Raw genomic sequence first — 23,922 nt, forward strand, 5'->3', positions numbered from 1 at the left:
GAACAGGAACCGAAAGCCAGGAGTCCCCGTGTCCCCCATGCTCGATGTCAGCGACGCCGTACGCGCCGAGATCGGCGAAGCAGAAGCCGAGAGGCTGCTCGCCGGAGAGAACGCCCCAGGAGACTACGACTGCACCTCGTGCCGCGCCCGGGGCAACACCGGCCAGGAGCGCACCAGCACCGTGCTGTTCGTCGGCGAGGAGACCGCGGTCCTCGCCTTCGCACACGCGGCCTGCATCCCCTCCCAGGTGGTGACCGTCGCCGAGGACCAACTCCAGGGGGCGGTACGCACCCTCTCCGCATCCGAGTCCACCCCGGCCGAGCCGCCCGCAGCGCCCGCCGTCCCCTCACCCGCCGCCGAGCCGGGGACGGGGCAGCGCCAGGCGGTGCTGGGCATCACCTGCGGCCAGGTCCTCATCGACGGCACCGCGCGCTCCGCGCTCGTGGTGGAGCCCACCGGGCCGATCGCCCGTCCGGGCTCGGACGGTCCGGGCGACGACTTCCTGCCGCTGCTGATCGAGCAGGGCTTCCTGCCCGTCACCGACGTGGGGCTGCCGCCCGCCCCGGTGGCCGGGTGGTCGGTGCTGGTGGCCATGGGGCAACTGCACGCCGTCTTCCAGCCTCCCGCCACGCCCGGCGGACAGCCGGTCGCCTGGTGGCAGGCGCACCAGCCGCTCGCCGTCACCGAGGGCTGGCGCACTGCGGCCGCCAAGAACCACACGGTCGTGGTCTACGCCGCCCCCGCGGGCTCCATCGGCCAGCAGCCGCGCGAGGACCTGTTGCGGGAAGCGCTGGAGAAGGCGGCGGCCGGGGGCGTACTGGTGGCCGGCACGATGCCGTTGACCGGCACATGAGCCGCCCTCCGCACGCGCCCGGGCCGCGCTCCCGGCTCCTCCCGGCAGCCGGGAGCGAGAGTACGGACATCCCCGGACGACTGGTGCGATCCGGTCATTCGCCGCACGGGACCGCATCCGGTGTGCCGCACGGTCGTTGGGCAGACGTGCAGCAATACGAGCCTCTCCGAGCCCATCACCCGCATCTCGGCCACGGCCGCGCCGTGAGCGCGTCCGGGGCCCCCGCCGTACCCCGGATGCGGGCGCCGTACAGCTCGTCCCCCGAGGGGTCCACTCCCATCTACGACTCGCTGTACGCGGAGTACCGCAGACTCTTCCGGGCTCTGCCGGGAGACCGCAGCGGCGAGGAAGAGCTGCGCTTCGAGGGATTCGGCACGGTGCACGGCGTCGGGTCGGGCGCCTGGGGCGACCAGGAGTCCCCGCCTGCCTGGCACACCCCCTCCTGGCAGCTTCCCGCGCTGCCTCCGGCACCCCGCCACGGCCACCACCGCTGACGGCGCCCTGCCGGAGCCCGGCCCCCGGGTTCCGGCAGGGCAGCGCCCCGGAGCGGCTACTTCTTGCGGCCGCGCTTCTCGCGCACCCGGACCGAGATCTGTACCGGCGTCCCCTCGAAACCGAACTCCTCGCGCAGCCGACGCTCCACGAAGCGCCGGTAGCCGGCCTCCAGGAAGCCCGAGGCGAACAGCACGAAGCGCGGCGGGCGGGTGCCTGCCTGGGTGCCGAAGAGGATGCGCGGCTGCTTCCCGCCACGTACCGGGTGCGGGTGCGCGGCGACGATCTCGCCGAGGAAAGCGTTGAGCTTGCCCGTCGGCACCCGTGTCTCCCAGCTCTCCAGTGCCGTCTCGATCGCCGGCACCAGCTTCTCCACATGCCGCCCGGTGCGTGCCGAGACGTTGACGCGGGGCGCCCAGCGCACCTGGACGAGGTCCCGCTCGATCTCCCGCTCCAGGTAGTAGCGGCGCTCCTCGTCCAGGGTGTCCCACTTGTTGTAGGCCAGCACCACCGCCCGGCCGGAGTCCACCGCCATGGTGATGATGCGCAGGTCCTGCACGCTGATCGACTCACTGACGTCGATCAGTACGACCGCGACCTCGGCCTTCTCCAGCGCCGCGGCGGTACGCAGCGAGGCGTAGTAGTCGGCGCCCTCTGCCATGTGGACCCGCCGCCGGATCCCCGCCGTGTCCACGAACTTCCAGGTCCGGCCGCCGAGTTCGATCAGCTCGTCCACCGGGTCCCGGGTGGTGCCGGCCTCTTCGTTGACGACGACCCGCTCCTCGCCCGCCACCTTGTTCAGCATCGAGGACTTGCCGACGTTGGGGCGGCCGATGAGCGCGACCCGGCGCGGGCCGCCCAGCGGGACGCCGCCGAAGGTCTGCCGGGGCGCCTCGGGCAGCGCCTTGAGCACCTCGTCCAGCATGTCGCCGGTACCGCGCCCGTGCAGCGCCGAGACGGGGTGCGGCTCGCCCAGGCCGAGCGACCACAGATAGGCCGCGTCGGCCTCTCCCGACGGGCCGTCGACCTTGTTGGCGCACAGCACCACGGGCTTGCCCGCGCGGCGCAGCAGCTTGACGACCGCCTCGTCGGTGTCGGTGGCGCCGACGGCGGCGTCCACCACGAACACCACCGCGTCGGCGGCCTCGACGGCGAACTCGGCCTGCGCCGCGACGGAGGCGTCGATACCGAGGACGTCCTGCTCCCAGCCTCCGGTGTCGACGACCTTGAAGCGGCGGCCCGCCCACTCCGCCTCGTAGGTGACCCGGTCCCTGGTGACCCCCGGACGGTCCTCGACCACGGCCTCGCGACGGCCGATGATCCGGTTCACCAGGGTCGACTTGCCCACGTTGGGCCGCCCGACGACGGCGAGGACGGGCAGCGGCCCGTGCCCCGCCTCGCCGAGCGCGCCCTCGACCTCGTCCTGGTCGAAGCCTTCCTCGGCGGCGAGTTCCATGAACTCGGCGAACTCGGCGTCACCCAGCTCACCGTGGCCGGGCTCGGCGCCGTCGTCGGCGGGGTGCATCTGGTCGTTCATGACGTCTCGTCCTCGTCGTTCAGCGGGTCTGTGCGGCTGCCGCGAAGGGTGCGGCCGCCGGTGGTACGGGGGTCAGGGGGCGGCGCGGCCGGTGAGCCGCCTGGCCTCGGTCAGATGCCCGGCGAGCCGTTCCTGGAGCCGTACGGTGGCCTCGTCCAGTGCCTTCCTGGTCCGGCGGCCGGAGCCGTCGCCCACGGTGCACGGGTCGCCGAAGACCACGTCGACCCGGCTGCGCAGCGGCGGCAGCGCCCGTATCAGCCGGCCAGGGCGATCCGAGCTGCCGAGCACCGCGACCGGGACGACGGGTGCGCCGGAGCGCAGCGCGAAGTACGCGAGCCCGCCGCGCAGCGCGGCGAAGTCGCCCTCGCCGCGGGTGCCCTCCGGAAAGATCCCCAGCGCCCCGCCCTGCTTCAGTACCGCCAGCGCGCCGGTCACCGCCGTGCGGTCGGCGCCGCTGCGGTCGACCTCGAGCTGGCCGATGCCGTGCAGGAACGGGTCGAGCGGACCGACGAACGCCTCTTTCTTGATCAGGAAGTGCACCGGCCGCGGTGCGGTCCCCATCAGCATGGGCCCGTCGATGTTGTGCGCATGGTTGACCGCGAGGATCACCGGACCGGTGGCGGGTACCCGCCAGGCGCCCAGCACCCGGGGCCGCCACAGGGTGTACATCAGCCCGATGCCGATCCGGCGGCCGACGGCGGCGCCCCGCTCGCTCGCGGCGGAGTCGGATCCCGTCACCTGGCGGCCTTCTCCCGGTCCTGCGCGGGACCCTCCTTGCCCGCCGCCGCCTTCTCCACGAGGGTGACGACGCACTCGACGACCTGCTCCAGGGTCAGCTCGGTGGTGTCCACCTCGACGGCGTCGTCCGCCTTCTTCAGCGGCGAGGTCTTGCGGCTGGAGTCCGCCCGGTCGCGCGCGGTCAGCGCCTGCCGGGTGGCGGCCAGATCGCTGACGGAGGTGCCGTCGGCGGTCTTGAGCTCGCCGTTCCGCCGGGCGGCCCGCGCCTCGGGCGAGGCCGTGAGGAAGACCTTCAGGTCCGCGTCGGGCAGCACCGTGGTGCCGATGTCCCGGCCCTCGACGACGATGCCGCCGCGCGCCTCCGCCGCGATCGTCCGCTGGAGCCCGGTGATCCGCTCCCGTACCTCGGGCACCGCACTGACCGCGCTGACCGCGGCGGTGACCTCCTGGGTGCGGATCGGGCCGGAGGCGTCCGCGCCGTCGGCCGAGATCGCCGGGGAGAGCGGATCGGTGCCCGAGAGGATGCTGGGCTTGCCCGCGGCGGCCGCGACGGCGTCGGGGTCGGCGGTGTCGACACCGTTGTTCAGCATCCACCAGGTGATCGCCCGGTACTGGGCCCCGGTGTCGAGGTAGCTCAGCCCCAGCCGGGCCGCGACGGCCTTGGACGTGCTCGACTTGCCCGTACCGGAGGGGCCGTCGATGGCGACAATCACTGCCGGGGTTGCAGACACGGTTGTGGGCACCTTTCGTGGGTCTGAGGCTCGCGCGCGGCGCACAGGAACGGACGGGACCGCCCTGGGCCTCCGCACAAGGCTACCGGCTGCCACGGACACGCCAGGCCGCGCGTCCGGGCCCCGCTGCCGCCCCCCGCTGCGGCCGCGGCTCGGTCCGAGCGGCGCTCCGGAGCCGTCGGCCCGTCGGCTCCTGCGACCTCACTGCCGCAGCGACCAGCCGCGTTCGCGCAGCGCCTGCTCCAGCACCGGCACCGCGCCCGGCTCCACCATGAGCTGCATCCGGCCGGCCTGCTGCCCGGTGGCATGCTCGATGCGGACGTCCTCGATGTTCACGCCCACCGACCCCGCGTCGGCGAAGATCCTGGCGAGCTGCCCCGGGCGGTCGCTGATCAGCACTGTCACCGTCTCGTAGACGGCCGGCGCCTGGCCGTGCTTGCCCGGGACCCGGGCCCGCCCCGCGTTGCCGCGGCGCAGCAGTTCCGCGACGCCCGCGGTTCCGCTGGAGCGCTTCGCCTCGTCGGCCGACTCCAGTTCGCGCAGCGCCCGTACGGCGGCGTCCAGGTCGGTGGCGACCGCGGCGAGGATGTCGGCCACCGGGCCCGGGTTGGCGGAGAGGATGTCCACCCACATCCCCGGGTCGGATCCGGCGATCCGGGTCACGTCCCGGATGCCCTGGCCGCACAGGCGCACATCGGTCTCGGCGGCCTCCTCGAGCCGCGCCGCCACCAGGGTCGAGAGGAGCTGCGGGGTGTGCGAGACCAGCGCGACAGCCCGGTCGTGCGCGTCCGCGTCCATCACCACCGGCACCGCCCCGCACAGCGCGATCAGCTCCAGCGCGAGGTTGAGCACCTCCGTGTCGGTGCCCTGGGTGGGGGTGAGCACCCAGGGGCGCCCCTCGAACAGGTCGGCCGAGGCGGCCAGCGGGCCGGACTGCTCGCGGCCGGACATCGGGTGGCTGCCCAGGTAGGTCCTCAGGTCGCCGCCCCGCTCCAGCAGCTCCCGGCGCGGACCGCCTTTGACGCTGCCCACGTCGATGACGCCGCGCGCCAGCCCGGCGCGCTGCACCTCGGCCACGGTCGCGGCCAGGTGCGCCGGCGGCACGGCCACGATCGCCAGGTCGACGGGTGAGCCGGAGGCCGGTTCCTCCCCGGTTCCGGCACCCAGCGCGACGGCCGTGCGGACCCGCTCCGGGTCGCGGTCGCTGAGGTGCACCCGGACTTCCCGCGCGGAGAGGGCCAGCGCGGCCGAGGTGCCGATGAGTCCCGTACCGAGCACGAGGGCGGTGCGCATTGCCGTGGGGTGTCCTTACTGGGCGATGTCCTTGCGGAGGGCGGCCGCGGCGCCCAGATAGACATGCTGGACGCCGGACCTGGGCAGCTCCGTCTCCGTGTGAGCCAGGATACGGACCACCCGGGGCATCGCACCCGCGACCTCGAGCTCCTGCGCGCAGATCAGCGGCACGTCCGCGAGGCCCAGCCTGCGGGCCGCGGCGGCGGGGAAGTCGCTGTGCAGATCCGGGGTGGCGGTGAACCAGATGCTGATCAGGTCCTCGGTGGCGAGGCTGTTGCGCTCCAGCACCTCGGTCAGCAGTTCCTCGACCCGCTCACTCATGTGCCCGGCCTCGTCCCGGTCGAGCTGGACGGCCCCCCGCACCGCACGCACCGCCACCGCTGCTCGCCCCTTTCCGACCCGCCGCCGGTCCCGATCCCCTGTCGGCCGCCTGCCCGGCGGGGCCAGGGTAGGTACGTTCCAGCGCGGATGTCCGGGCCGCCCGCACAGTGAGACGGTACAAGTGGAGGCATGCTCTTCCACGTGGTCCCGCTCGACGACTGGTTGCTCGCCCCGGACCGTCCGTACGCGCCGCGCGCGCTGGCCGAGGACGGGTTCATCTCCTGCACGCCCGACGAGAAGCAGGCGCTGGCCGTCGCCGACGCGCGCTTCCGCGAGGCGGTGGGGCCACTGATGGCCCTCATGATCGACGAACGGCGGCTGGACGCCCGCGTCTGCTGGGACCCCGCCCCGCGGATCCACGGCCGGGTGAACCGGTCGGCCGTGGCGGGCATGCTGGAGGTCCGGCGCGACGACGAGGGCCGGGCCGTCGATCTGGCGCTGTGGTCCTGAGCCCGCCGCCCCGCCCGTCCCGACGGGCGGGGCGGGCGCACGGGGCGCTCCGGGCGCCGCCGTGCGGGACAGGGCGCCCGCGGCGCGGGCCGGCCCTCCGCGGCTGCGGGGAGCCTCGCGCCGCTACAGGCCGACCTCGCCCATCAGCATGCCGACCTCGGTGTTGGTGAGGCGGCGGAGCCAGCCGGACTTCTGGTCGCCGAGCGCGATGGGGCCGAAGCGGGTGCGCACCAGCCGCTCCACCGGGAACCCGGCCTCGGCCAGCATGCGGCGCACGATGTGCTTGCGCCCCTCGTGCAGCGCGACCTCGACCAGATAGTTCTTCCCGGTGTTCTCCACGACCCGGAAGTGGTCGGCGCGCGCGTACCCGTCGTCGAGCCGGATCCCGGACTTCAGCTGCTTGCCCAGGTCCCGGGGCAGCGGGCCCTGGATGGCGGCCAGATAGGTCTTGGTCACGCCGTAACGTGGATGGGTGAGCCGATGGGCCAGCTCACCGTGGTTGGTGAGCAGGATGATCCCCTCGGTCTCGGTGTCGAGACGGCCCACGTGGAAGAGCCGGGTCTCCCGGTTCTGGACGTAGTCGCCCAGGCACTGGCGGCCGTCGGGGTCCTCCATGGAGGCGACGACTCCGGCGGGCTTGTTCAGCGCGAAGAAGAGGTACGACTGGGTCGCGATGGTCAGCCCGTCGACCTTGATCTCGTCCTTCTCCGGGTCGACGCGCAGCCCCTGTTCCCGCACGATCTCGCCGTTGACCTCGACCCTGGCCTGCTCGACCAGCCCCTCGCAGGCGCGGCGCGAGCCCATGCCCGCACGGGCCAGCACCTTCTGCAGGCGCTCGCCCTCCACCTCGCCGAACGTCTTGGGCAGCTTGACCGGGGGCTTGCTGTGCCGGGCGCGGTTGCGCTCCTCGATCTGTGCCTCGTACTCGCGGGGACGCGCGGGCGCCGAGGCCCTGCGGGCGCGCGCCTTGGGGGCGCCGCTCTTGGTCACGTCCTTGCGCACGTTGGCCTTGCCGCCGGTCTTGCCGCCCTGGCCCTTGGCGGCGCCGCCCTGGCCCTTCGGGGTGCCGGGCTTGGCCTTCGGGGCGCCGGGCCGGCCGCCGCCGGCCTTGCCGCCGCCGGACCCGGCGCTGCCGGACCCGGCGCCGGCGCCGCCCTGGGGGTAGCGGCGCTCCTCGGGGCGCGGCGGGCGGGAGTCCGCGGACTGCTGCCGCCCTCGCTGCCCGCCCTGGCCCTGCCGGCCGCCGGGGGCGCCCTGCCCGCGCCGGGCGCCCTGGCCGCGGCCCTCCTGGCCGGAGCGGCCAGCGCCGCCCTGCTTGCCGCCTCGGTTTCCGCCGGTGTTCCTGCCGCTGCTTCGCATCAATGTTCCGTCTGGGAGTCGGGGGAAGGATCGTCTACGTCGAACGACGGCATACCTTCCTGGGTCTCCCCCTCGACGGCCTCCGCTTCCGGGAGGAAGGGCGCCAGCTCCGGAAGCTCGTCCAGGCCGCGCAGGCCCATCCGCTCCAGGAAGTAATGCGTCGTCCTGTAAAGGATCGCACCTGTCTCGGGTTCCGTGCCCGCCTCCTCCAGCAGACCGCGCTGGAGCAGGGTGCGCATCACGCCGTCGCAGTTCACACCGCGGACGGCGGAGACCCGGGAGCGGCTGACCGGCTGCCGGTAGGCGACGACGGCGAGGGTCTCCAGCGCCGCCTGGGTCAGCCGGGCCTGCTGCCCGTCCAGCACGAAGCGCTCCACCGCGTCCGCGTAGTCGCTACGGGTGTAGAACCGCCAACCGCCCGCGACCAACCGCAGCTCGAAGCCTCGGCCCTCGACGGTGTACGCGTCGGCCAGCTCGCGCAGCGCGTCCGACACCTCGCGCGGGCGCCGCTCCAGGACCTTGGCCAGGTGCTCGGGGGTGGCGGGCTCGTCGACGACCATCAGCACCGCCTCCAGCGCGGGCTTCAGCTCCAGCTCCGCGACGCCGTTGCTCCCGGCGGGCTCCGCCGCCGTGCCGCGCTCCTCGTCGGCCTCCTGCACCTCGTAGGTCTCCGTGTGCGCCTCCGCCGGGCCTTCGTCAGCCCCCTCCGGGGCCTCGGCCTCCACCGCTCGGGGCGCCCCGCCGGTTCCGGCCCGGTCACCGACCGCCTCAGTCATCCTTGTGCTCCCCTGGTTCCTGGTCGAACTCGTCGGTCACCAGCGGGGTCCCGTCCCCGGCGTCCGTGGTGCCGCTCCATCTGACGAGGAGCGCGCCCAGCGCCTCGTCCTGGTCCAGTGCGACGGCCCGCTCCCGGTACAGCTCCAGCAGCGCGAGGAAGCGGGCGACGACCGTGAGGGTGTCGGGAGCGTCCCGGGTGAGCTCCTGGAAGCTGGCCTCGCCCCGCTCCCGCAGCCGCGCCACGACCACCTCGGCCTGCTCCCGGACGCTGACCAGCGGGGCGTGGATGTGCTCGACATACACCTGCGGCTTGGGCTTGGGCCGCATGGCCTTGACGGCCAGCTTGGCGAAGCCCTCCGGGCCGACGCTGAGGGCCACCTCGGGCAGCAGCTCGGCGTGGTGCGGTTCCAGTCCCACGGTGCGCGGGTGGCGCCGGGCCTCCTCGTCCAGCCGGGCCGCGAAGATGTTCGCGATCTCCTTGTAGGCGCGGTACTGGAGCAGCCGCGCGAAGAGCAGGTCCCGGGCCTCCAGCAGCGCCAGGTCGGCCTCGTCCTCCACCTCGGCCTGCGGGAGCAGCCGGGCGGCCTTCAGATCGAGCAGCGTGGCGGCGACGACGAGGAACTCGGTGGTCTGGTCGAGGTCCCACTCCGGGCCCATGGCGCGGATGTGGGCCATGAACTCGTCGGTGACTCTGGAGAGGGCGACTTCGGTGACGTCCAGCTTGTGTTTGGAGATGAGCTGGAGCAACAGGTCGAAGGGGCCTTCGAAGTTGTCGAGGACGACCCTGAACCGCCCGTCGTCGGCCTCCTGCTCGGCCTCGGCGGCATCGGCCTGCGCGGCGGAGGCTGCCGGGTGCTCTTCCCCGGCGGCCGGTCCGGCGGCCTCTTCCGGCCCGGTGGGCGGTTCTGCGGTTGCGGGTGCGGGTGCGGGTGCGGAACGTTCCGCCGGTACCGGCGCGGGCGGGGCGCTCGGCGCCGCGGGGGCGGCCGTCACGGCCCCATCGGGACTCCCGACGGCGGCGGGCTCCGCCTCGTACGCCGTCCCGGGCCCCCGCCCCAGCGGTCGGCGGGAGCCCCGGCTGCGGGGTGCGTCGTCAGGAGTGGGCATCGCAGGCAGCGTACTGGCAAGCAGGTCAGCGCCCGCGCAACCGCCGTACGAGAATGCTCGCGTCTCCGCGGGATTCGAGGTCGGCCAGCACGACGGCCACGGCCTCGCGCACGATCCGGCCCCGGTCGACGGCGAGTCCGTGTTCGCCGCGCAGCACCAGCCGGGCGTGTTCGAGGTCCATCAGTTCCTCGGCGGAGACATAAACGGTGATCTTCTCGTCGTGCCGCTCGCGCCCGCTGGGGCGGCGGGCCGCCCGGCCGCGGCGGGAGGCCGCCGGTGCGGCGGACGCCGTCGAGGGGGCCGGTCCCGAACCACCGGCCGGCTGGCGGCCCTTGGCCGCGGCAGAGCGGCGCCCGGTGCGCTCGCCGGACGCCGGGCCCGCCTGTTGGGGCGGTGCGGTCCGCTGGTCGTCAGCCGTGGCCGTGCCGCGCGCGCCGCGTGTGGTGCGCCGCGCGCCGCTGCTGCCGGGCTCGCCGCCGGACTCGTCGGCCGCGGAGCGCTCGGCGCCGCCCGGCTCCGGAACCGGCTCGGAGGCGGGAGCGGGCACCTTGGGTCCGGGAGCGGCGGGAGCGCCCGCGGCCGGGCCCACCGAAGACTGCGCCGGGGCCTCCCCGTTCGCCTGGCCGACCTGCGCGGGCCGCTCCTCCTGCGGTGCGGACGGCTGTACGGCTGCACCGCCTGTCGTACGGAACAATTCGTCGGCTGCCGGGAGACTCACTCGGCGTGGCACCGGGCGAGCACCTCCCTGGCGAGCTGGCGATAGGCGGCGGCGCCGACGGAGTTGGAGGCGTACGTCGTGATCGGCTCACCCGCGACGGTGGTCTCCGGGAAGCGGACGGTGCGCCCGATGACGGTGTGGTAGACGTTGTCGTCGAACGCCTCGACCACCCGGGCGAGCACCTCGCGGCTGTGCACGGTCCGCGAGTCGTACATCGTCGCCAGGATGCCGTCCAGCTCCAGCTCCGGGTTGAGCCGTTCCTGGACCTTCTCGATCGTCTCGGTCAGCAGCGCGACACCGCGCAGTGCGAAGAATTCGCACTCCAGCGGGACGATCACCTTGTGCGCCGCGGTGAGCGCGTTGACCGTGAGCAGGCCGAGCGAGGGCTGGCAGTCGATGACGATGAAGTCGTAGTCGTTGAGCAGCGGGCCCAGCGCGCGCTGCAGCGTCGACTCGCGGGCGACCTCGCTGACGAGCTGCACCTCGGCCGCCGACAGGTCGATGTTGCTGGGCAGCAGATCCATCCCGGCCACCGCGGTCTTCAGCAGCACCTCGTCGGGGGCCAGGCCACGCTCCATCAGGAGGTTGTAGACCGTCAGGTCCAGTTCCATCGGATTGACGCCGAGACCGACCGAGAGAGCACCCTGCGGGTCGAAGTCGACCAGCAGCACGCGTCGTCCGTACTCCGCGAGTGCCGCCCCCAGGTTGATGGTCGACGTCGTCTTGCCGACGCCGCCCTTCTGGTTGCACATGGCGATGATCTTGGCGGGGCCGTGCTCGTTCACCGGGCCGGGGATCGGGAAGTACGGCAGCGGGCGTCCGGTCGGGCCGATGCGCTCCCGGCGCTGCCGGGCGGCATCGGGCGCGAGGGTGGCCGCGTACTCGGGGTCGGGTTCGTACTCCGCGTCCGGGTCGTAGAAGTGACCCTCGGGCAGCTCGCCCTGGTTGGGGTCGTAGTGCGGGTCACTGTAGTCGGCGAAACGCTCGGCGGACGGACCGTTCGCAGCGTCGCCGGCCGTGGCGTTCACGTGGTGGCCGTCCGTGCTCTGGTTGGCTGTCATGGTGGGCGTCAGGTTCTGGTGGGCTGCGAAGGTGCGGACAGCAACGGAGCCGACACCCTCGGGTCCTGTGGGACCTGAGGACCCCTGGCCTCGTACAGGCGCTCCTGGTTGACCACCCCCGGGAGAAAATGTCGACTCGTTCACAAGTCGTCGTACCTCCTTGGTGACCAGGAAATTTCTCAACAGGTCAGCGTGACACCATGCCGACGGTTGGCGACTCTATGGCGTGTCGGCGGTCCGCAGCAACACAATCCGCCTCAGACGGCCCGATGTGTCGGTATGCGGACCCCTTGCTGTCAAGAGGCTCCCGGGTGACGTCGGGGTGGTTTCCCCGGTGGGCAAAAAGGTTGGACAGTTACGTTAAGGGCAAGTCGGGTCGCCGTCCCGCGGACACGGCGACGTCACCGTCCGGACCTTGCCCACAAGGCCCGGACGGTGACGTGAGGTTGCCGATGTTGACGCCGGGAGTTGACCGGCGGCCGGTTCGTCCCGGCCCCGCCGCAGGCGCGCCGGCCGGCTTCGCGGCTCAGCCCAGCAGCGTCGCGATGTCCCGCACCGGCAGGTCGTGCGCCTCGCCCACGGGTCCGTAAGTGACCTCGCCGTCGTGCGCGTTGAGGCCCCTGGCCAGCGCCGGGTCGCGGCGCAGCGCCTCCCGCCAGCCGCGGTTGGCCAGCTCCACGATGTACGGGAGCGTCGCGTTGGTCAGCGCGTGCGTGGAGGTGTTCGGCACGGCGCCGGGCATGTTGGCGACGCAGTAGAAGACCGAGTCGTGGACGCGGAAGGTCGGCTCCGCGTGCGTGGTCGGCCGCGAGTCCTCGAAGCAGCCGCCCTGGTCGATCGCGATGTCGACAAGGACACTTCCCGGCTTCATCCGGGAGACCAGCTCGTTGCTGATCAGCTTCGGGGCCTTGGCGCCCGGGATCAGCACGGCGCCGACCACCAGGTCCGCCTCGAGCACCGCACGCTCCAGCTCGAAGGCGTTGGAGGTGATGGTGCGCACCCGGTTGCCGAAGATCTTGTCGGCTTCACGGAGCTTGTTGACGTCCTTGTCCAGCAGAGTGACGTGGAAGCCGAGGCCGACCGCGATCTGAGTGGCGTTCCAGCCGGAGACCCCACCGCCGATCACGACGGCGCGGCCCGGGTTCACCCCGGGCACCCCGCCGGGCAGCACACCGCGGCCACCCGCGGAGGCCATCAGGTGGTAGGCGCCGACCTGCGGGGCGATCCGGCCCGCGACCTCGGACATCGGGGCGAGCAGCGGAAGGGTGCGGTTGGCCGGCTCGACGGTCTCGTAGGCGATGGCCGTGGTGCCCGACTCCAGCAGCGCGTCGGTGCACTCGCGCGAGGCGGCCAGGTGCAGGTAGGTGAAGAGGGTCTGGTCCTTGCGGAGCCGGTGGTACTCCTCGGCCACCGGCTCCTTGACCTTCAGCAGCAGGTCGGCGGTGGCCCACACCTCGTCCGCCGTGCCCAGGACGGTGGCACCGGCGCCCGTGTACTCGGCGTCCGGGATGGAGGAGCCGGCTCCGGCGTCCTTCTCCACGTACACATCATGACCGTTCCGCACCAGTTCGTTGACCCCGGCCGGGGTGATGGCGACACGGAACTCGTTGTTCTTGACCTCGCGGGGGATACCGACCTTCACGTCGATCACGGTCCTTCACTCAGGGGTGCAGAAGGCAGAGAAAGCCGGGTCGCGCATGCTCGAAGACACCGGGGGGACCGCGGCTCGACCAGTCTAATGAAGGAGGCCGAGCTGTCCAGCCTTACAAACAGTCGATCTTTTTCGATATTGCTATGTGTTTCGCAGGTTCCCGATGGGGGGCTGCGACAGCGCCCCCGCGAGCGCCACGGACGGCCGCCGAGTGGCGCATGTCACCCCCTGCGGGGGCTCGGGGATTCGTTCCTTTTCCATCTCTCGCCCCAGTCCGTCCCCAACTCGGCCCCGGTCCGGCTCCCCGCCTTGCGGCTCCGGTTCCGGGCTCGGATGCGGGCCGGGGAGCGGGCCGGCCGGTTCTCAGTCGCCGGCGGCCCCGGCGGTGCCCGCCGCGGGCCGCCGCAGTCGCGCCGCCGCCGTCCGGTACCGGCGGGCGTCCCGCAGGCTCCCGGCACGCTCACACGCCTCCGCGGCCCGCAGCGCCAGTTCCACCGCCAGCCGGACGTCCCCCGCGCCCCGGGAGACCGCACACGCCTGGCCATAGGTGCGCAGCGCGTCCGTCCGGCGCCCCACCTGCTCCTGCACCGCCGCCACCTCGGCCAGCGCCCGCGCCCGGGCGGCCGGCTCCCGGAGCCTGCGGAAGGCGGCCGCCGCGGCCCGCCACGCCCGCAGCGCCTCCTGGGAGCGGGCCGCCCGGGTGTGCACGGTGCCGACCCGGCCGTGCAGGCGTGCCACCGCCGCCCGGTCCGCGTGCTCGTCCCGGGCCAGCCGCAGCTCCAGCGCCCGGCCGTACCAGTCGGCGGCCCGGTCCCAGTCGGCCAGCTCCGCGTAGCTGTCGCCCAAGGACTCCAGGGCCCGGCCCGCCGCCCACTCGTCCTCGCCCTCCCGCGCCGCGTCCAGCGCCGCGCGGTAGCGGACGAGGGCCTCCGCCCAGCGGTCGGTCCCCGCGTCCAGATCCCCGAGGTTGAGCAGCGCGGCGGCACGCTCCCGGTGCCTGCCGTTGCGCTCCGCCACCAGCAGCACCAGCTCGTGCAGTTCGTAGCGGTCGGCCGCCGCCTGCTCGGGCGCCTCGTGCACGTCGAAGGCCCGGGCCAGTGCCGACACCAGGCGGCGGGCCAGCGTGTCGAGCTCCCCGGCGCCCTCCGCGACGGCCGCCCGGACCGCCGACAGCAGCGCCGGGCGCCGCGTGCGCAGCCAGCTCCGCGCCTCCAGGGGGTGCAGGAAGCGCAGCGCGCGCGGCATTCCCGCCAGTTGCCGGCGTGCCTCGGACCCCGACGGTTCACACACCGCGCGGCACGCCTGGAGCCGGCTGACCAGCCGCTCCAGCATCCGCGCCCGGGCCAGCAGCACCTCGTCCGGTTGCTCGTGCGCGGCTGACGCGGCGCGCAGCAGCGGATCCAGACACCCCGGAACCTGATAGTGCGCGGAGTCGAGCGGCCGCAGCAGACCGAGCCGCTCATAGTCGTCCAGCGCCGCGTGCGCGCTGCTCAGCGAGCAGCCGCCGAGCGCGGAGGCGAGCTGCGGATCGACGAACCCCGCGGGCGCGAGGGCCAGCAGCCGCAGCAGGCGCCCCAGCGGACGCGAGAGGGAGTCGTGGACGAGCCAGAAGGCCCGCTCCAGCGGATCCGGGGCCGCCGAGGACCGGCCGGCCTCCGCGGAGTGCGACTCCTCCGGCGTCGGCGGACCGCTTTCGGCCAGCGCCCGGGAGGCGTCGAGCAGCGACCGCTTGGGGTGGGCGCCGAGCCAGCCGCCCAGCAGCGTCAGCGCCGCCGGAAGAGCACCGCACTGCTCGACCAGCGTCTCGGCGCTGCGCGGATCCACGGTGACCCGCGGCGAGGAGCCGGCCTGCCGGGACAGCAGCGCCACGGCACTCGCGCGGTCGAGGCCGCCGAGGGCGCACGGGCGGACGTCGGGCACGCCGGTGAGCGGCCCCGAGGAGACGGCGACCACCAGACAGTCGCGGCTCTCCGGCGCCAGGTCGAGGATCTGCTCGGAGTCGGCCACGTCGTCGAGGAACAGCAGGACCCGGCCGCGGCGCTCGAGGGCGGAGCGCAGCGCCTCGGCGACGTCCGCCGGGTCGGCACCGGGCGGCGGGTCCTGGGCCGCCGCGTCCTCCTCGGGGCGGCGCCCTGGGCCGGCGCCGGGGCTGCGCGCGAGGGAGGCCAGCAGGTCGCGGGCGGTGCGCTCAGTGGGAACCGGGGTACCGCCCGGCTCGGTGAGCCGGGCCCGCAGCACCCCGCCGGGATAGCGGTCGGCCACCTGCCGGACGAACTCCTCGGCCAGCGTGGTGCGGCCCGAGCCGGCCGCCCCCGCGATCAACAGCACGCGGCTCTGCGGGAGCGGGCGGCCGGACATGGTGTGCAGCCCGGCGCTCTCCAGGTCGGCGCGCAGCGCGCGCAGTTCGCGGTCGCGGCCCGTGCAGGAGTGGGGGCCCGACCCCGCGGCCGCGGGCTGCACCGCCTGATCTGTCACGGGCTACGCTCCCGTTCGCTGTTCACCTGGTGTGTGCGCGGACGAATACCGCGAGCGTAGTTCACCGCGGGCCGCCGGCCGGTGCGAACAGCCGCCGCGCCCGCCCCGGGAATCACCACATCGGCTCAGGTCGGCCGGACCGGACGCCCGGGGCCCGGAGTCCTCGCCGCCCGGCGCCGGGCGGACACCGCGGCACGGCCGCCGCGCCCCGGACGCCCGCGCGCGGCGCGAGGTACGGGGCGGGAAGCGCGGCGGCGGCTCCCGCTGCGGCTACACCGGCTCGAAGGGCCGGGCGGGCCAGGGGGCTTGGGCGGGACGCAGCGCCCCCAGACCGCCGCCGCTGGAGAGCGCGGCGGTCAGCGCCAGACACCCGACCACGAGGCAGTTGTTGTGCAGCTGCCCGGCGAGCGCCCCCCGCACCAGTTCCTCCACCGGCACCCTGGCCAGCTCCATGTCGGCCTCTTCCCCGGAGACCTCGAAGCGCGCGCCCTCGGCCTCGGACAGCCGCCGGGCCAGGAAGATCCGTACGGCTTCGTCGCTGCCGCCGGGGGTGGTGTAGACGTCGACCAGGACCCGCCAGTCCTCGGCCTGGACGTGGGCCTCCTCGTACAGCTCCCGCTGCGCGGCGGCCAGCGGGTTCTCGCCGGGGACGTCCAGCAGGCCGGCCGGGATCTCCCACAGCTTCTCGCGGACGGGGTGCCGGTACTGGCTGAGGACCAGCACGTGGTCCTGGTCGTCCAGGGCCAGCACGGCGACCGAACCGGGGTGGGTCTGGTAGTCGCGGCTGACGGCGACCCCGTCGGGCATGACGACGTGGTCGGTGCGGACCCCCGTCTTGGCGCCCTGGAACGGTGTGGAGGTCGCGGTGACCTCCCACTCCTCGGGCGTGTCGGCGATGCGGGAAGCGGACACGGCGCTCACTCCCCCTGCCGGCGCGCCACGGCGGCCTTGACCAGGCCGGCGAAGAGCGGGTGCGGGCGGGTCGGGCGGGAGCGCAGCTCGGGGTGCGCCTGGGTGCCGACCAGGTAGGGGTGCACCTCGCGCGGGTACTCGACGTACTCGACCAGCTTGTTGTCGGGCGAGGTGCCGGAGAAGACCAGTCCGGCCGTCTTCTCCAGCTCGGTGCGGTAGTGGTTGTTGACCTCGTAGCGGTGGCGGTGGCGCTCCTCGACGTAGGGCTCGCCGCCGTAGGTCTCGCGCACGATGGAGCCGTCGGCGAGCTTGGCCGGGTACATGCCCAGCCGCATGGTGCCGCCCATGTCGCCCTCGCCCGCGACGATGTCGAGCTGCTCCTCCATGGTGGAGATGACCGGGTGCGCGGTGCCCTGGTCGAACTCGGTGGAGTTGGCGTCCTCGATGCCCGCCAGGTTGCGGGCGCCCTCGACGACGATGCACTGCAGGCCGAGGCAGAGGCCGAGCAGCGGAACGCGGTGCTCTCGGGCGTAGGTGATGGCGCCTACCTTGCCGTCCACGCCGCGCTCGCCGAACCCGCCGGGGATGCAGACGGCGTCGCAGTCGCCGAGTTCGCGCTCGGCGGCCTCCGGGGTGCGGCAGTCGTCGGAGGTGACCCACTTGATCTTGACGCGGGCCCGGTTGGCGAAGCCGCCCGCCCGCAGCGCCTCGGTGACCGACAGATAGGCGTCGGGCAGGTCGATGTACTTGCCGACCAGGGCGATGGTGACCTCGTGGTCCGGCTGGTGTACCCGGCGCAGCAGGTCGTCCCACTGTGTCCAGTCCACGTCGCGGAAGGGCAGGTCCAGCTTGCGGACGACGTAGGCGTCCAGGCCCTCGGAGTGCACGACCTTGGGGATGTCGTAGATGGAGCGTGCGTCCTTGCAGGCGACCACGGCGGCGTCGTCCACGTCGCACATCAGCCCGATCTTCCGCTTGATGGAGACCGGCACGTCCCGGTCGGCCCGCAGCACGATGGCGTCGGGCTGGATGCCGATGTTGCGCAGCGCGGCGACCGAGTGCTGGGTGGGCTTGGTCTTCAGCTCCCCGGAGGGGCCGATGTAGGGCAGCAGGGAGATGTGGACGACGAAGACGTTGTCGCGGCCGACCTCGTGCCGTACCTGGCGGACGGCCTCCAGGAAGGGAAGCGACTCGATGTCGCCGACGGTGCCGCCGACCTCGGTGATGACGACGTCCACGTCGTCGGTGGCCATCCGGCGGATGCGGTGCTTGATCTCGTTGGTGATGTGCGGGATGACCTGCACGGTGTCGCCCAGGTACTCGCCGCGCCGCTCCTTGGCGATGACCGTGGAGTAGACCTGGCCGGTGGTGACGTTGGCGCTGCCGTCGAGGTCGACGTCGAGGAAGCGCTCGTAGTGGCCGATGTCCAGGTCGGTCTCGGCGCCGTCGTTGGTGACGAACACCTCACCGTGCTGGAAGGGGTTCATCGTGCCCGGGTCGACGTTGAGATAGGGGTCGAGCTTCTGCATGGTCACCCGCAGGCCGCGCGCCTTCAGGAGCGCGCCCAGGCTGGAGGCGGTGAGCCCCTTGCCGAGCGAGGAGGCGACACCCCCGGTGACGAAGAGGTGCTTGGTCGTCATGGACGTAGGCGGCATGGCCAAGAGGGGGCTCCCGTGGTCGCTTGGTGGGGTGCGATGGCTGCGTCCCGGATGGGTGGCCCGGGTGGCCTCGCTGCGGTTCGGGGGGCTGCCGTCTCGAACACTTCGCGTTCGCGTGCCCACCGCTCCACGGGCTACCAGCGTAACAGTGCCGAGGGGGCGGTGCCGCTGCCGAGGCCCGTCGGCGGGTGGAGGCCGCGACCGGGTGCGCCCCAGGGTGACGGGAGAGTCGCAGCAGGTGAAGCCCTCGGTCAAGCTCACCCCATCGGCGCAGCCGGACTCAGCCGACCGTCGGGCGGAAGGGATCGCTGCGTCGTATCCTGCACGGACATCTGCCTGGGGACAGGCAGAAACTCACAGGTCATCCAGCACGTCCCGCGGGGGCGTCGCAGTTCGTTCGACTGGAGATGCACGTGGCTGGGCGCATCGAAGATTACGCACTCATCGGGGATATGCAGACTGCGGCCCTGATCGGCAGGGACGGCTCGGCCGACTGGCTCTGCCTACCCCGCTTCGACTCCCATGCGGTGTTCGCCGGGCTGCTCGGCACCGAGGAACACGGGTTCTGGCGGGTGGGTCCGGCACACCCGGCCGGGGGCGACCCGCCACCGGCCGACCGCCGCCGCTATCGAGGGGACTCCCTCGTACTGGAATCGGAGTGGGACACCCCACGGGGTACCGTCCGGATCATCGACTTCATGCCTCCGCGGGAGAACCACGCACCGCAGTTGGTGCGCATCGTGGAGGGCGTCAGCGGACGGGTGCGGATGCGCTCGGCACTGCGGATGCGGTTCTCCTACGGCTGGGTGGTTCCGTGGGTGCACAAGGAGGGCCGGCGCACGGTCGCCGTGGCCGGACCGGACTCCGTCTGGCTGGACACCGAGGCCGACACCTACGGCAAGGACCTGACGACCTACTCCGACTTCACCGTCGGCCCCGGCGACCGGGTGGCGTTCACCATCAGCTGGGAGGCGTCGCACCGGCCCGCGCCGGAGCTTCCCGAGCCGGAGGAGGCGCTGCGCACCACCGAGGACTTCTGGCGCGAGTGGGTCGAGACCTGCACGTACCACGGGCCCTACCGGGAGGCCGTGGTGCGCTCGCTGATCACGCTCAAGGCGCTGACCTACGCGCCCACCGGCGGGATCGTCGCCGCGCCGACCACCTCGCTGCCGGAGGAGATCGGCGGGGTACGGAACTGGGACTACCGCTTCACCTGGCTGAGGGACGCGGCCATCACCCTCTCCTCGCTCCTGCGCACCGGGTACCGCGAGGAGGCCCGCGCGTGGCGTGAGTGGCTGCTGCGCGCGGTCGCGGGCGACCCGGAGAACCTCCAGATCATGTACGGCATCGCGGGCGAACGCGAGCTGTCCGAGGCCGAGTTGAGCTGGCTTCCGGGCTACGAGGGGTCCAGGCCGGTGCGGGTGGGCAACGGCGCGGCGGGTCAGCTCCAGCTCGATGTGTACGGCGAGATGGTCGAGGCGCTGCACCTGGGTCATATGACGGGCCTGGCGCGCAACGACTACGCCCAACTGCTCCAGCTCAAGCTGATCGGCTATCTGGAGGACCACTGGGAGGAGAAGGACGAGGGCATCTGGGAGGTGCGCGGCCCGCGCCGGCACTTCGTGCACTCCAAGGTGATGGCCTGGGTGGCCGTCGACCGCACGGTCAAGCTCATCGAGTCGGGTGACGTCGACGGGCCGCTGGAGCGGTGGCGCACCCTGCGGGACGAGATCCACCGACAGGTCTGCGAGAAGGGTTACGACAAGGAACGGAACACCTTCACCCAGTCCTACGGCTCCAAGGAACTGGACGCCTCGCTGCTGCTGATCCCGCAGATGGGCTTCCTGCCGCCGGACGACAAGCGGGTGATCGGCACCATCGAGGCCATCCAGCGGGAGCTGACCACCGAGGACGGCTTCGTGCTGCGCTACCCCACCAGCAGCGAGGCGGGCGCCGACGGCGCGGCCGAGAACGTGGACGGCCTCGCGGGCGAGGAGGGTGCCTTCCTGGCCTGCTCGTTCTGGCTCGCCGACGATCTGGCGATGATCGGCCGGGTGGACGAGGCCCGGAAGCTGTTCGAGAAGCTGCTCGCGCTGCGCAACGACGTGGGTCTGCTGGCCGAGGAGTGGGATTCCGCGCGCCAGCGGCAGGTCGGCAACTTCCCGCAGGCGTTCAGCCACGTCCCCCTGATCGACACCGCGTTGCGGCTGACCGCCTCCGGAGCGTACGGGGTCTGACGCTGCGCCCTGTTCCGGGTGCCCGGTGCGCGGACGCGCGCCGGGCAGCTCACGGTAGGTGCGACTCACGGGGGTGCCGTTCGCCGGATCCCGCGGTACAGGGCGCCCGGCGGTCCGGGGCGGCGGGCGTGCCGGGTTCAGCGATCGGCCGCGGCGCGGATCACCTCGTCGTACACGCCGAGGACCAGCGCGGCGGTGTCGTCCTCGCCGGGCCAGGTGCGTGCCCGGGCCCGGCCCGCCGCGCCGAGCGCGGCACGGCGGGCCGGGTCGGCCAGCAGGCCCAGCACGGCGGAGGCGAGCGAGTCGGCGTCGCCGCAGGGGACCAGTACGGCGGCGGTGCCGACCAGTTCGGGAACGCCGCCGCTCGCCGCCGCGACCAACGGCACACCCGCGCGCAGGGCTTCCTGGGCGACCAGCGAGGGCCCCCGGCAGCGGGTGGGCTGCAGCGCGATGTCGGCCTCCGCCAGCAGCCGCAGAGCGTCGTCCCGCCGCCCCAGCAGCCGTACCGGCAGCTTCTCCTTGTCGATCCGGCGCTGCAGCACGTCCCGCCCGGGGCCCTCCCCCGCGACGGCGAGCAGCGGCGCGGGGGTGAGGCCGCGCCAGGCGCGGGCGGCGGTCAGCGCAGTGTCGTGGCCGTGGCCGCGCCGCCCGTCCAGCCGGCCGACGGCCACCAGCAGCGGCCGGTCCGCGACCCCGAGCCCCGCGCGCGCCGTGCTCCCGAGCCTGTCCGGAGCTGCCGCGTCCTCCCGGTCCGGTGCCGGCACGGCCCCGGTCAGCGGGACGGGTGCCGGGGCGAGACGTGCGTCGCGGGCTCCGCTGCGGCGCGCGGCATCCACGAGTTCGGTGGTGGTCCCCAGGACGACGGTCGCGGCACGGGCCACCCGCCGGAGCAGAAGCCGGGTCACCAGGTCGTGGGCGGCGTCCGTCCGCGAGGCGTGTCCGGGCCCGGCGCGTGGCAGGGCGTGCCAGGTGACGACGAGCGGCACCGGACCCCGCCGTCTGCCGAGCGCGAGGGCGGCCAGCAGCCCGGCGCGCAGACCGTGCGCGTGGACGAGATCGGCCTCTGCGCAGACCGCGCGCAGCCGGGCCACCGCGTCGGCCTCCGAACGGGCGGGCAGGGCGGTGAACTCCGCGCCGGTTCCGGTGAACGAGTGCCGCAGTGCTGCATCGTGCCGGGTGCACACCGTCACCCGCACCCCGCGCGCGGTCAGTCCACTGGCGAGGGAGCGCGCGTGAGCCGCCGTGCGCGCCGAGGGTACGTACGTCCCGTCGGCCGCCGGCCCGCCCCCGAGCACATGCACGGCGTGCGGCGGCCGCGCACCGACCGCGGGCCGGCGTGCGGCGTGGGGACGGCTCGGGCTCACGGCGGACGGGCTCCCTGGCTCGGAGGTGGGCGGATGCGTGCCCAGGATGCCAGCCCAACCGGGACCGGCACGCCGTCGCGCGGACCGCGGCGCCGCCACGCAGGGCGTACACCCCGCGCTCTCACTCACACGAGTGAGAGCGCGTGAAGCCGCATCGTGCGCCCCCAGGCGCGCGCTCCACCGCGCGTGCCCGGGGCGCGCGGCGGCTCACAGTCCACCGCGGGCCGCCTCCAGGAGTTCCTCGGCGTGTGCCCGGGCGAGTTCGGAGTCCTCCTGGCCGGCGAGCATCCGGGACAGCTCACGCACCCGCTCCTCGCCGTCCATGACCCGGACACCGCTGCGGGTCACCGACCCGTCGTCGGTCTTCTGCACCACCAGGTGCCGGTCGGCGAACGCAGCCACCTGCGGCAGGTGCGTGACCACCACCACCTGCGCCGACCGGGCGAGCCGCGCCAGCCGGCGTCCGACCTCGACCGCCGCCTTGCCCCCGACACCCGCGTCGACCTCGTCGAACAGATACGTCGGCACCGGATCGGAGTCGGCGAAGACCACCTCGACCGCGAGCATCACCCGGGACAGCTCACCGCCGGAGGCGCCCTTGGCGATGGGCCGGGGCGGCGCCCCCGGATGCGGGGCGAGCAGCAGTTCGACCTCGTCCGTGCCATGCGGCCCGAAGGCCACCGGGCGTCCGTCGACCTCGATGCCGTCCGGATCCTCGGTGTGCTTGAGCGCGAAGCTGACCCGGGCGTGCGGCATCGCCAGCTCGGACAGTTCCTCGGTCACCGCGTCCGCGAACCGCTTGGCGGCGTCCGCACGCGCCTCGCCGAGCGTACGGGCGAGGGACCCGAGCTCGGCACGGAGCGCGTCCCGCTCGGCACCCAGCTCGCCGATCCGGTCGTCGTCGCCCTCCAGCTCGGCCAACCGCTCGGCACCCTCCCGGGCCCAGCCGAGTACGGCGCTGATGTCCTCGCCGTACTTGCGGGTGAGCTGCGCGAGTACGGCACGGCGCTCCTCGACCGCGGCCAGGCGGAGCGGGTCGGCGTCCAGATCGTCGGCGTACCCGGCCAGTTCGCCCGCGACGTCGGAGAGCAGGATGTGCACCTCGCCCAGCCGGTCGGCCAGCGCGGCCAGCGCCGGATCGTGCGCGCGCACCGCCTCCAGCGCACGGTGCGCCCCGGCGACGAGCGTGGCCGCGTCGACGCCTTCGGGATCGGCGGGGTCTCCGGCCAGCGCGCCGTGCGCGGTGGTGGCGGCGGAGGCCAACGCCTCGGCATGGCCCAGCCGTTCGGCCTCGGCGGTCAGTTCGGTGTCCTCGCCGGACCGCGGCTCGGCGGCCTCGACCTCCTGGATGCCGAAGCGCAGCAGGTCCGCCTCCTGGGCGCGGTCGCGGGCCCGGGTGGTCAGCTCCTCCCACTCCGCGGCGACAGCACGCAGCCTGCGGTACGCCTCCTGGTAGGCGGCCAGCGGCCGGGCCACCGCCTCGCCCGCGTAGCGGTCCAGCGCCTCGCGCTGCCGCGCGGCGCGCAGCAGGCCCTGCTGGTCGGTCTGGCCGTGCACGGCCACCAGATCGTCGCCCAACTCGGCGAGCAGCCCGGCCGGCACCGAACGCCCGCCCACGTGGGCCCGCGATCGCCCTTCGGCCGAGACGGTGCGGCTGACCAGCAACGCCCCCTCGTCCAGCTCAGCGCCCGCCTCCTCGGCACGGCGCGCCGCCGGCGCGTCCGGTGCCAGTGCGATCCGGCCCTCGACGAGGGCGGACCTGGCGCCCACCCGGACCAGCCCGGCGTCGGCACGCCCGCCGAGCAGCAGTCCGAGGCTCGTGACGACCATGGTCTTCCCGGCGCCGGTCTCGCCGGTCACCGCGGTGAAGCCTGGGGACAGCTCGACAACGGCGTCGTCGATCACGCCCAGGGCTTTGATCCGCATCTCCTCCAACACGGATACGACCATACGAGGTCCCCGCGCACCGGCCACACCTGTGGTCCGGGTGGTAGCCGGATCGTGGGGCGGCTCCACAGGAGGAATCGACCCGGGTTGCACAGGCATATCCGTTTCCTCCCCCACCGTCTCGATCCCCGCTCCCTCCCATGGCCTCGTCACCCCGTCCCGGCTGCCCGCGGCCCCGCTG

The 23,922-nt window shown here is 73.6% G+C and carries 20 protein-coding genes; 4 read left to right on the plus strand and 16 right to left on the minus strand.

What is annotated here, in order from left to right; genetic code table 11:
* The first annotated feature begins 37 nt into the window (after positions 1 to 37).
* Both P2424_RS05010 and P2424_RS05015 read left to right on the plus strand, forming a co-directional pair.
* Positions 38 to 853: a hypothetical protein gene (locus P2424_RS05010; RefSeq protein ID WP_276478826.1), complete on the plus strand. Its 816-nt coding sequence runs from the start codon at positions 38 to 40 to the stop codon at positions 851 to 853.
* A 203-nt stretch (positions 854 to 1,056) separates the two neighbouring features.
* On the plus strand, positions 1,057 to 1,347 hold the full coding sequence (locus P2424_RS05015) for a hypothetical protein (RefSeq protein ID WP_346660066.1): 291 nt from the start codon (positions 1,057 to 1,059) through the stop codon (positions 1,345 to 1,347).
* A 56-nt stretch (positions 1,348 to 1,403) separates the two neighbouring features.
* Here the strand turns inward: P2424_RS05015 and der are convergent, their stop codons facing one another.
* The 5 genes from der to aroH form a co-directional block, all read right to left on the minus strand.
* Entirely contained in the window at positions 1,404 to 2,882 is a 1,479-nt protein-coding gene (gene der / locus P2424_RS05020; RefSeq protein WP_276474584.1) for a ribosome biogenesis GTPase Der, read from the minus strand.
* A gap of 72 nt (positions 2,883 to 2,954) precedes the next feature.
* Positions 2,955 to 3,551 carry a lysophospholipid acyltransferase family protein gene (locus P2424_RS05025; RefSeq protein ID WP_276478828.1) on the minus strand — a complete coding sequence of 199 codons (597 nt, stop codon included), beginning with the start codon at positions 3,549 to 3,551 and terminating at the stop codon, positions 2,955 to 2,957.
* Positions 3,552 to 3,616: 65 nt separating this feature from the next.
* Positions 3,617 to 4,351: a (d)CMP kinase gene (gene cmk / locus P2424_RS05030; RefSeq protein ID WP_276474585.1), complete on the minus strand. Its 735-nt coding sequence runs from the start codon at positions 4,349 to 4,351 to the stop codon at positions 3,617 to 3,619.
* Between the two features lie 201 nt (positions 4,352 to 4,552).
* A complete protein-coding gene (locus P2424_RS05035; protein WP_276474586.1) occupies positions 4,553 to 5,644 on the minus strand; it encodes a prephenate dehydrogenase in 1,092 nt (363 codons plus the stop codon).
* Positions 5,645 to 5,659: 15 nt separating this feature from the next.
* Positions 5,660 to 6,022, minus strand: coding sequence for a chorismate mutase (gene aroH, locus P2424_RS05040; RefSeq protein ID WP_276474587.1), 363 nt, complete (start codon positions 6,020 to 6,022; stop codon positions 5,660 to 5,662).
* Positions 6,023 to 6,154: 132 nt separating this feature from the next.
* Here aroH and P2424_RS05045 point away from each other — a divergent pair, with 132 nt between their 5' ends.
* Positions 6,155 to 6,475 (plus strand): DUF952 domain-containing protein, encoded by a 321-nt coding sequence (locus tag P2424_RS05045; RefSeq protein WP_019355320.1) that lies wholly within the window; start codon positions 6,155 to 6,157, stop codon positions 6,473 to 6,475.
* A gap of 123 nt (positions 6,476 to 6,598) precedes the next feature.
* Here P2424_RS05045 and P2424_RS05050 read toward each other — a convergent pair whose 3' ends face one another.
* From P2424_RS05050 to P2424_RS05090, 9 genes are all read right to left on the minus strand, one after another.
* Positions 6,599 to 7,834, minus strand: a complete 1,236-nt coding sequence (locus P2424_RS05050; RefSeq protein ID WP_276474588.1) for a pseudouridine synthase — start codon at positions 7,832 to 7,834, stop codon at positions 6,599 to 6,601.
* A complete protein-coding gene (gene scpB, locus P2424_RS05055; protein WP_276474589.1) occupies positions 7,834 to 8,610 on the minus strand; it encodes an SMC-Scp complex subunit ScpB in 777 nt (258 codons plus the stop codon). Before scpB ends, P2424_RS05050 begins: the two co-directional genes overlap by 1 nt.
* Positions 8,603 to 9,718 (minus strand): segregation/condensation protein A, encoded by a 1,116-nt coding sequence (locus P2424_RS05060; protein WP_276474590.1) that lies wholly within the window; start codon positions 9,716 to 9,718, stop codon positions 8,603 to 8,605. Before P2424_RS05060 ends, scpB begins: the two co-directional genes overlap by 8 nt.
* Before the next feature lie 25 nt (positions 9,719 to 9,743).
* The gene (locus tag P2424_RS05065; protein WP_276478829.1) at positions 9,744 to 10,436 is read right to left on the minus strand and encodes a hypothetical protein; all 693 of its coding nucleotides are present in this window, start codon (positions 10,434 to 10,436) and stop codon (positions 9,744 to 9,746) included.
* Positions 10,433 to 11,641 (minus strand): ParA family protein, encoded by a 1,209-nt coding sequence (locus P2424_RS05070; RefSeq protein ID WP_276478830.1) that lies wholly within the window; start codon positions 11,639 to 11,641, stop codon positions 10,433 to 10,435. Before P2424_RS05070 ends, P2424_RS05065 begins: the two co-directional genes overlap by 4 nt.
* Before the next feature lie 382 nt (positions 11,642 to 12,023).
* Positions 12,024 to 13,139, minus strand: a complete 1,116-nt coding sequence (gene ald, locus P2424_RS05075; RefSeq protein ID WP_276478831.1) for an alanine dehydrogenase — start codon at positions 13,137 to 13,139, stop codon at positions 12,024 to 12,026.
* A gap of 372 nt (positions 13,140 to 13,511) precedes the next feature.
* The gene (locus P2424_RS05080) at positions 13,512 to 15,623 is read right to left on the minus strand and encodes a tetratricopeptide repeat protein (RefSeq protein ID WP_276474591.1); all 2,112 of its coding nucleotides are present in this window, start codon (positions 15,621 to 15,623) and stop codon (positions 13,512 to 13,514) included.
* A gap of 270 nt (positions 15,624 to 15,893) precedes the next feature.
* Entirely contained in the window at positions 15,894 to 16,535 is a 642-nt protein-coding gene (locus tag P2424_RS05085; protein WP_276474592.1) for an NUDIX hydrolase, read from the minus strand.
* A gap of 5 nt (positions 16,536 to 16,540) precedes the next feature.
* Entirely contained in the window at positions 16,541 to 18,190 is a 1,650-nt protein-coding gene (locus P2424_RS05090; protein WP_276478832.1) for a CTP synthase, read from the minus strand.
* Between the two features lie 410 nt (positions 18,191 to 18,600).
* On the opposite strand from P2424_RS05090, the gene P2424_RS05095 reads away from it, so the two are divergent.
* Positions 18,601 to 20,430: a glycoside hydrolase family 15 protein gene (locus P2424_RS05095; protein WP_276474593.1), complete on the plus strand. Its 1,830-nt coding sequence runs from the start codon at positions 18,601 to 18,603 to the stop codon at positions 20,428 to 20,430.
* 137 nt (positions 20,431 to 20,567) lie between these two features.
* Here P2424_RS05095 and P2424_RS05100 read toward each other — a convergent pair whose 3' ends face one another.
* Entirely contained in the window at positions 20,568 to 21,794 is a 1,227-nt protein-coding gene (locus P2424_RS05100; protein ID WP_276474594.1) for a glycosyltransferase family 4 protein, read from the minus strand.
* Positions 21,795 to 22,001: 207 nt separating this feature from the next.
* Positions 22,002 to 23,744: a DNA repair protein RecN gene (gene recN / locus P2424_RS05105; protein WP_276474595.1), complete on the minus strand. Its 1,743-nt coding sequence runs from the start codon at positions 23,742 to 23,744 to the stop codon at positions 22,002 to 22,004.
* Between the last annotated feature and the right edge of the window lie 178 nt (positions 23,745 to 23,922).

It is taken from the genome of Streptomyces sp. WMMB303 (genome assembly GCF_029351045.1).
In the GTDB taxonomy this organism is placed as follows: domain Bacteria; phylum Actinomycetota; class Actinomycetes; order Streptomycetales; family Streptomycetaceae; genus Streptomyces.

Excerpts from the sequence above, each read along its gene's own strand:
- P2424_RS05035 (WP_276474586.1), bottom strand. The coding sequence starts at position 5,644 with ATGCGCACCGCCCTCGTGCTCGGTACGGGACTCATCGGCACCTCGGCC.
- P2424_RS05095 (WP_276474593.1), top strand. The coding sequence starts at position 18,601 with ATGCACGTGGCTGGGCGCATCGAAGATTACGCACTCATCGGGGATATG.
- P2424_RS05045 (WP_019355320.1), top strand. The coding sequence starts at position 6,155 with ATGCTCTTCCACGTGGTCCCGCTCGACGACTGGTTGCTCGCCCCGGAC.
- recN (WP_276474595.1), bottom strand. The coding sequence starts at position 23,744 with ATGGTCGTATCCGTGTTGGAGGAGATGCGGATCAAAGCCCTGGGCGTG.
- P2424_RS05010 (WP_276478826.1), top strand. The coding sequence starts at position 38 with ATGCTCGATGTCAGCGACGCCGTACGCGCCGAGATCGGCGAAGCAGAA.
- der (WP_276474584.1), bottom strand. The coding sequence starts at position 2,882 with ATGAACGACCAGATGCACCCCGCCGACGACGGCGCCGAGCCCGGCCAC.
- P2424_RS05060 (WP_276474590.1), bottom strand. The coding sequence starts at position 9,718 with ATGCCCACTCCTGACGACGCACCCCGCAGCCGGGGCTCCCGCCGACCG.
- P2424_RS05090 (WP_276478832.1), bottom strand. The coding sequence starts at position 18,190 with ATGCCGCCTACGTCCATGACGACCAAGCACCTCTTCGTCACCGGGGGT.
- scpB (WP_276474589.1), bottom strand. The coding sequence starts at position 8,610 with ATGACTGAGGCGGTCGGTGACCGGGCCGGAACCGGCGGGGCGCCCCGA.
- P2424_RS05025 (WP_276478828.1), bottom strand. The coding sequence starts at position 3,551 with ATGTACACCCTGTGGCGGCCCCGGGTGCTGGGCGCCTGGCGGGTACCC.
- P2424_RS05050 (WP_276474588.1), bottom strand. The coding sequence starts at position 7,834 with ATGCGAAGCAGCGGCAGGAACACCGGCGGAAACCGAGGCGGCAAGCAG.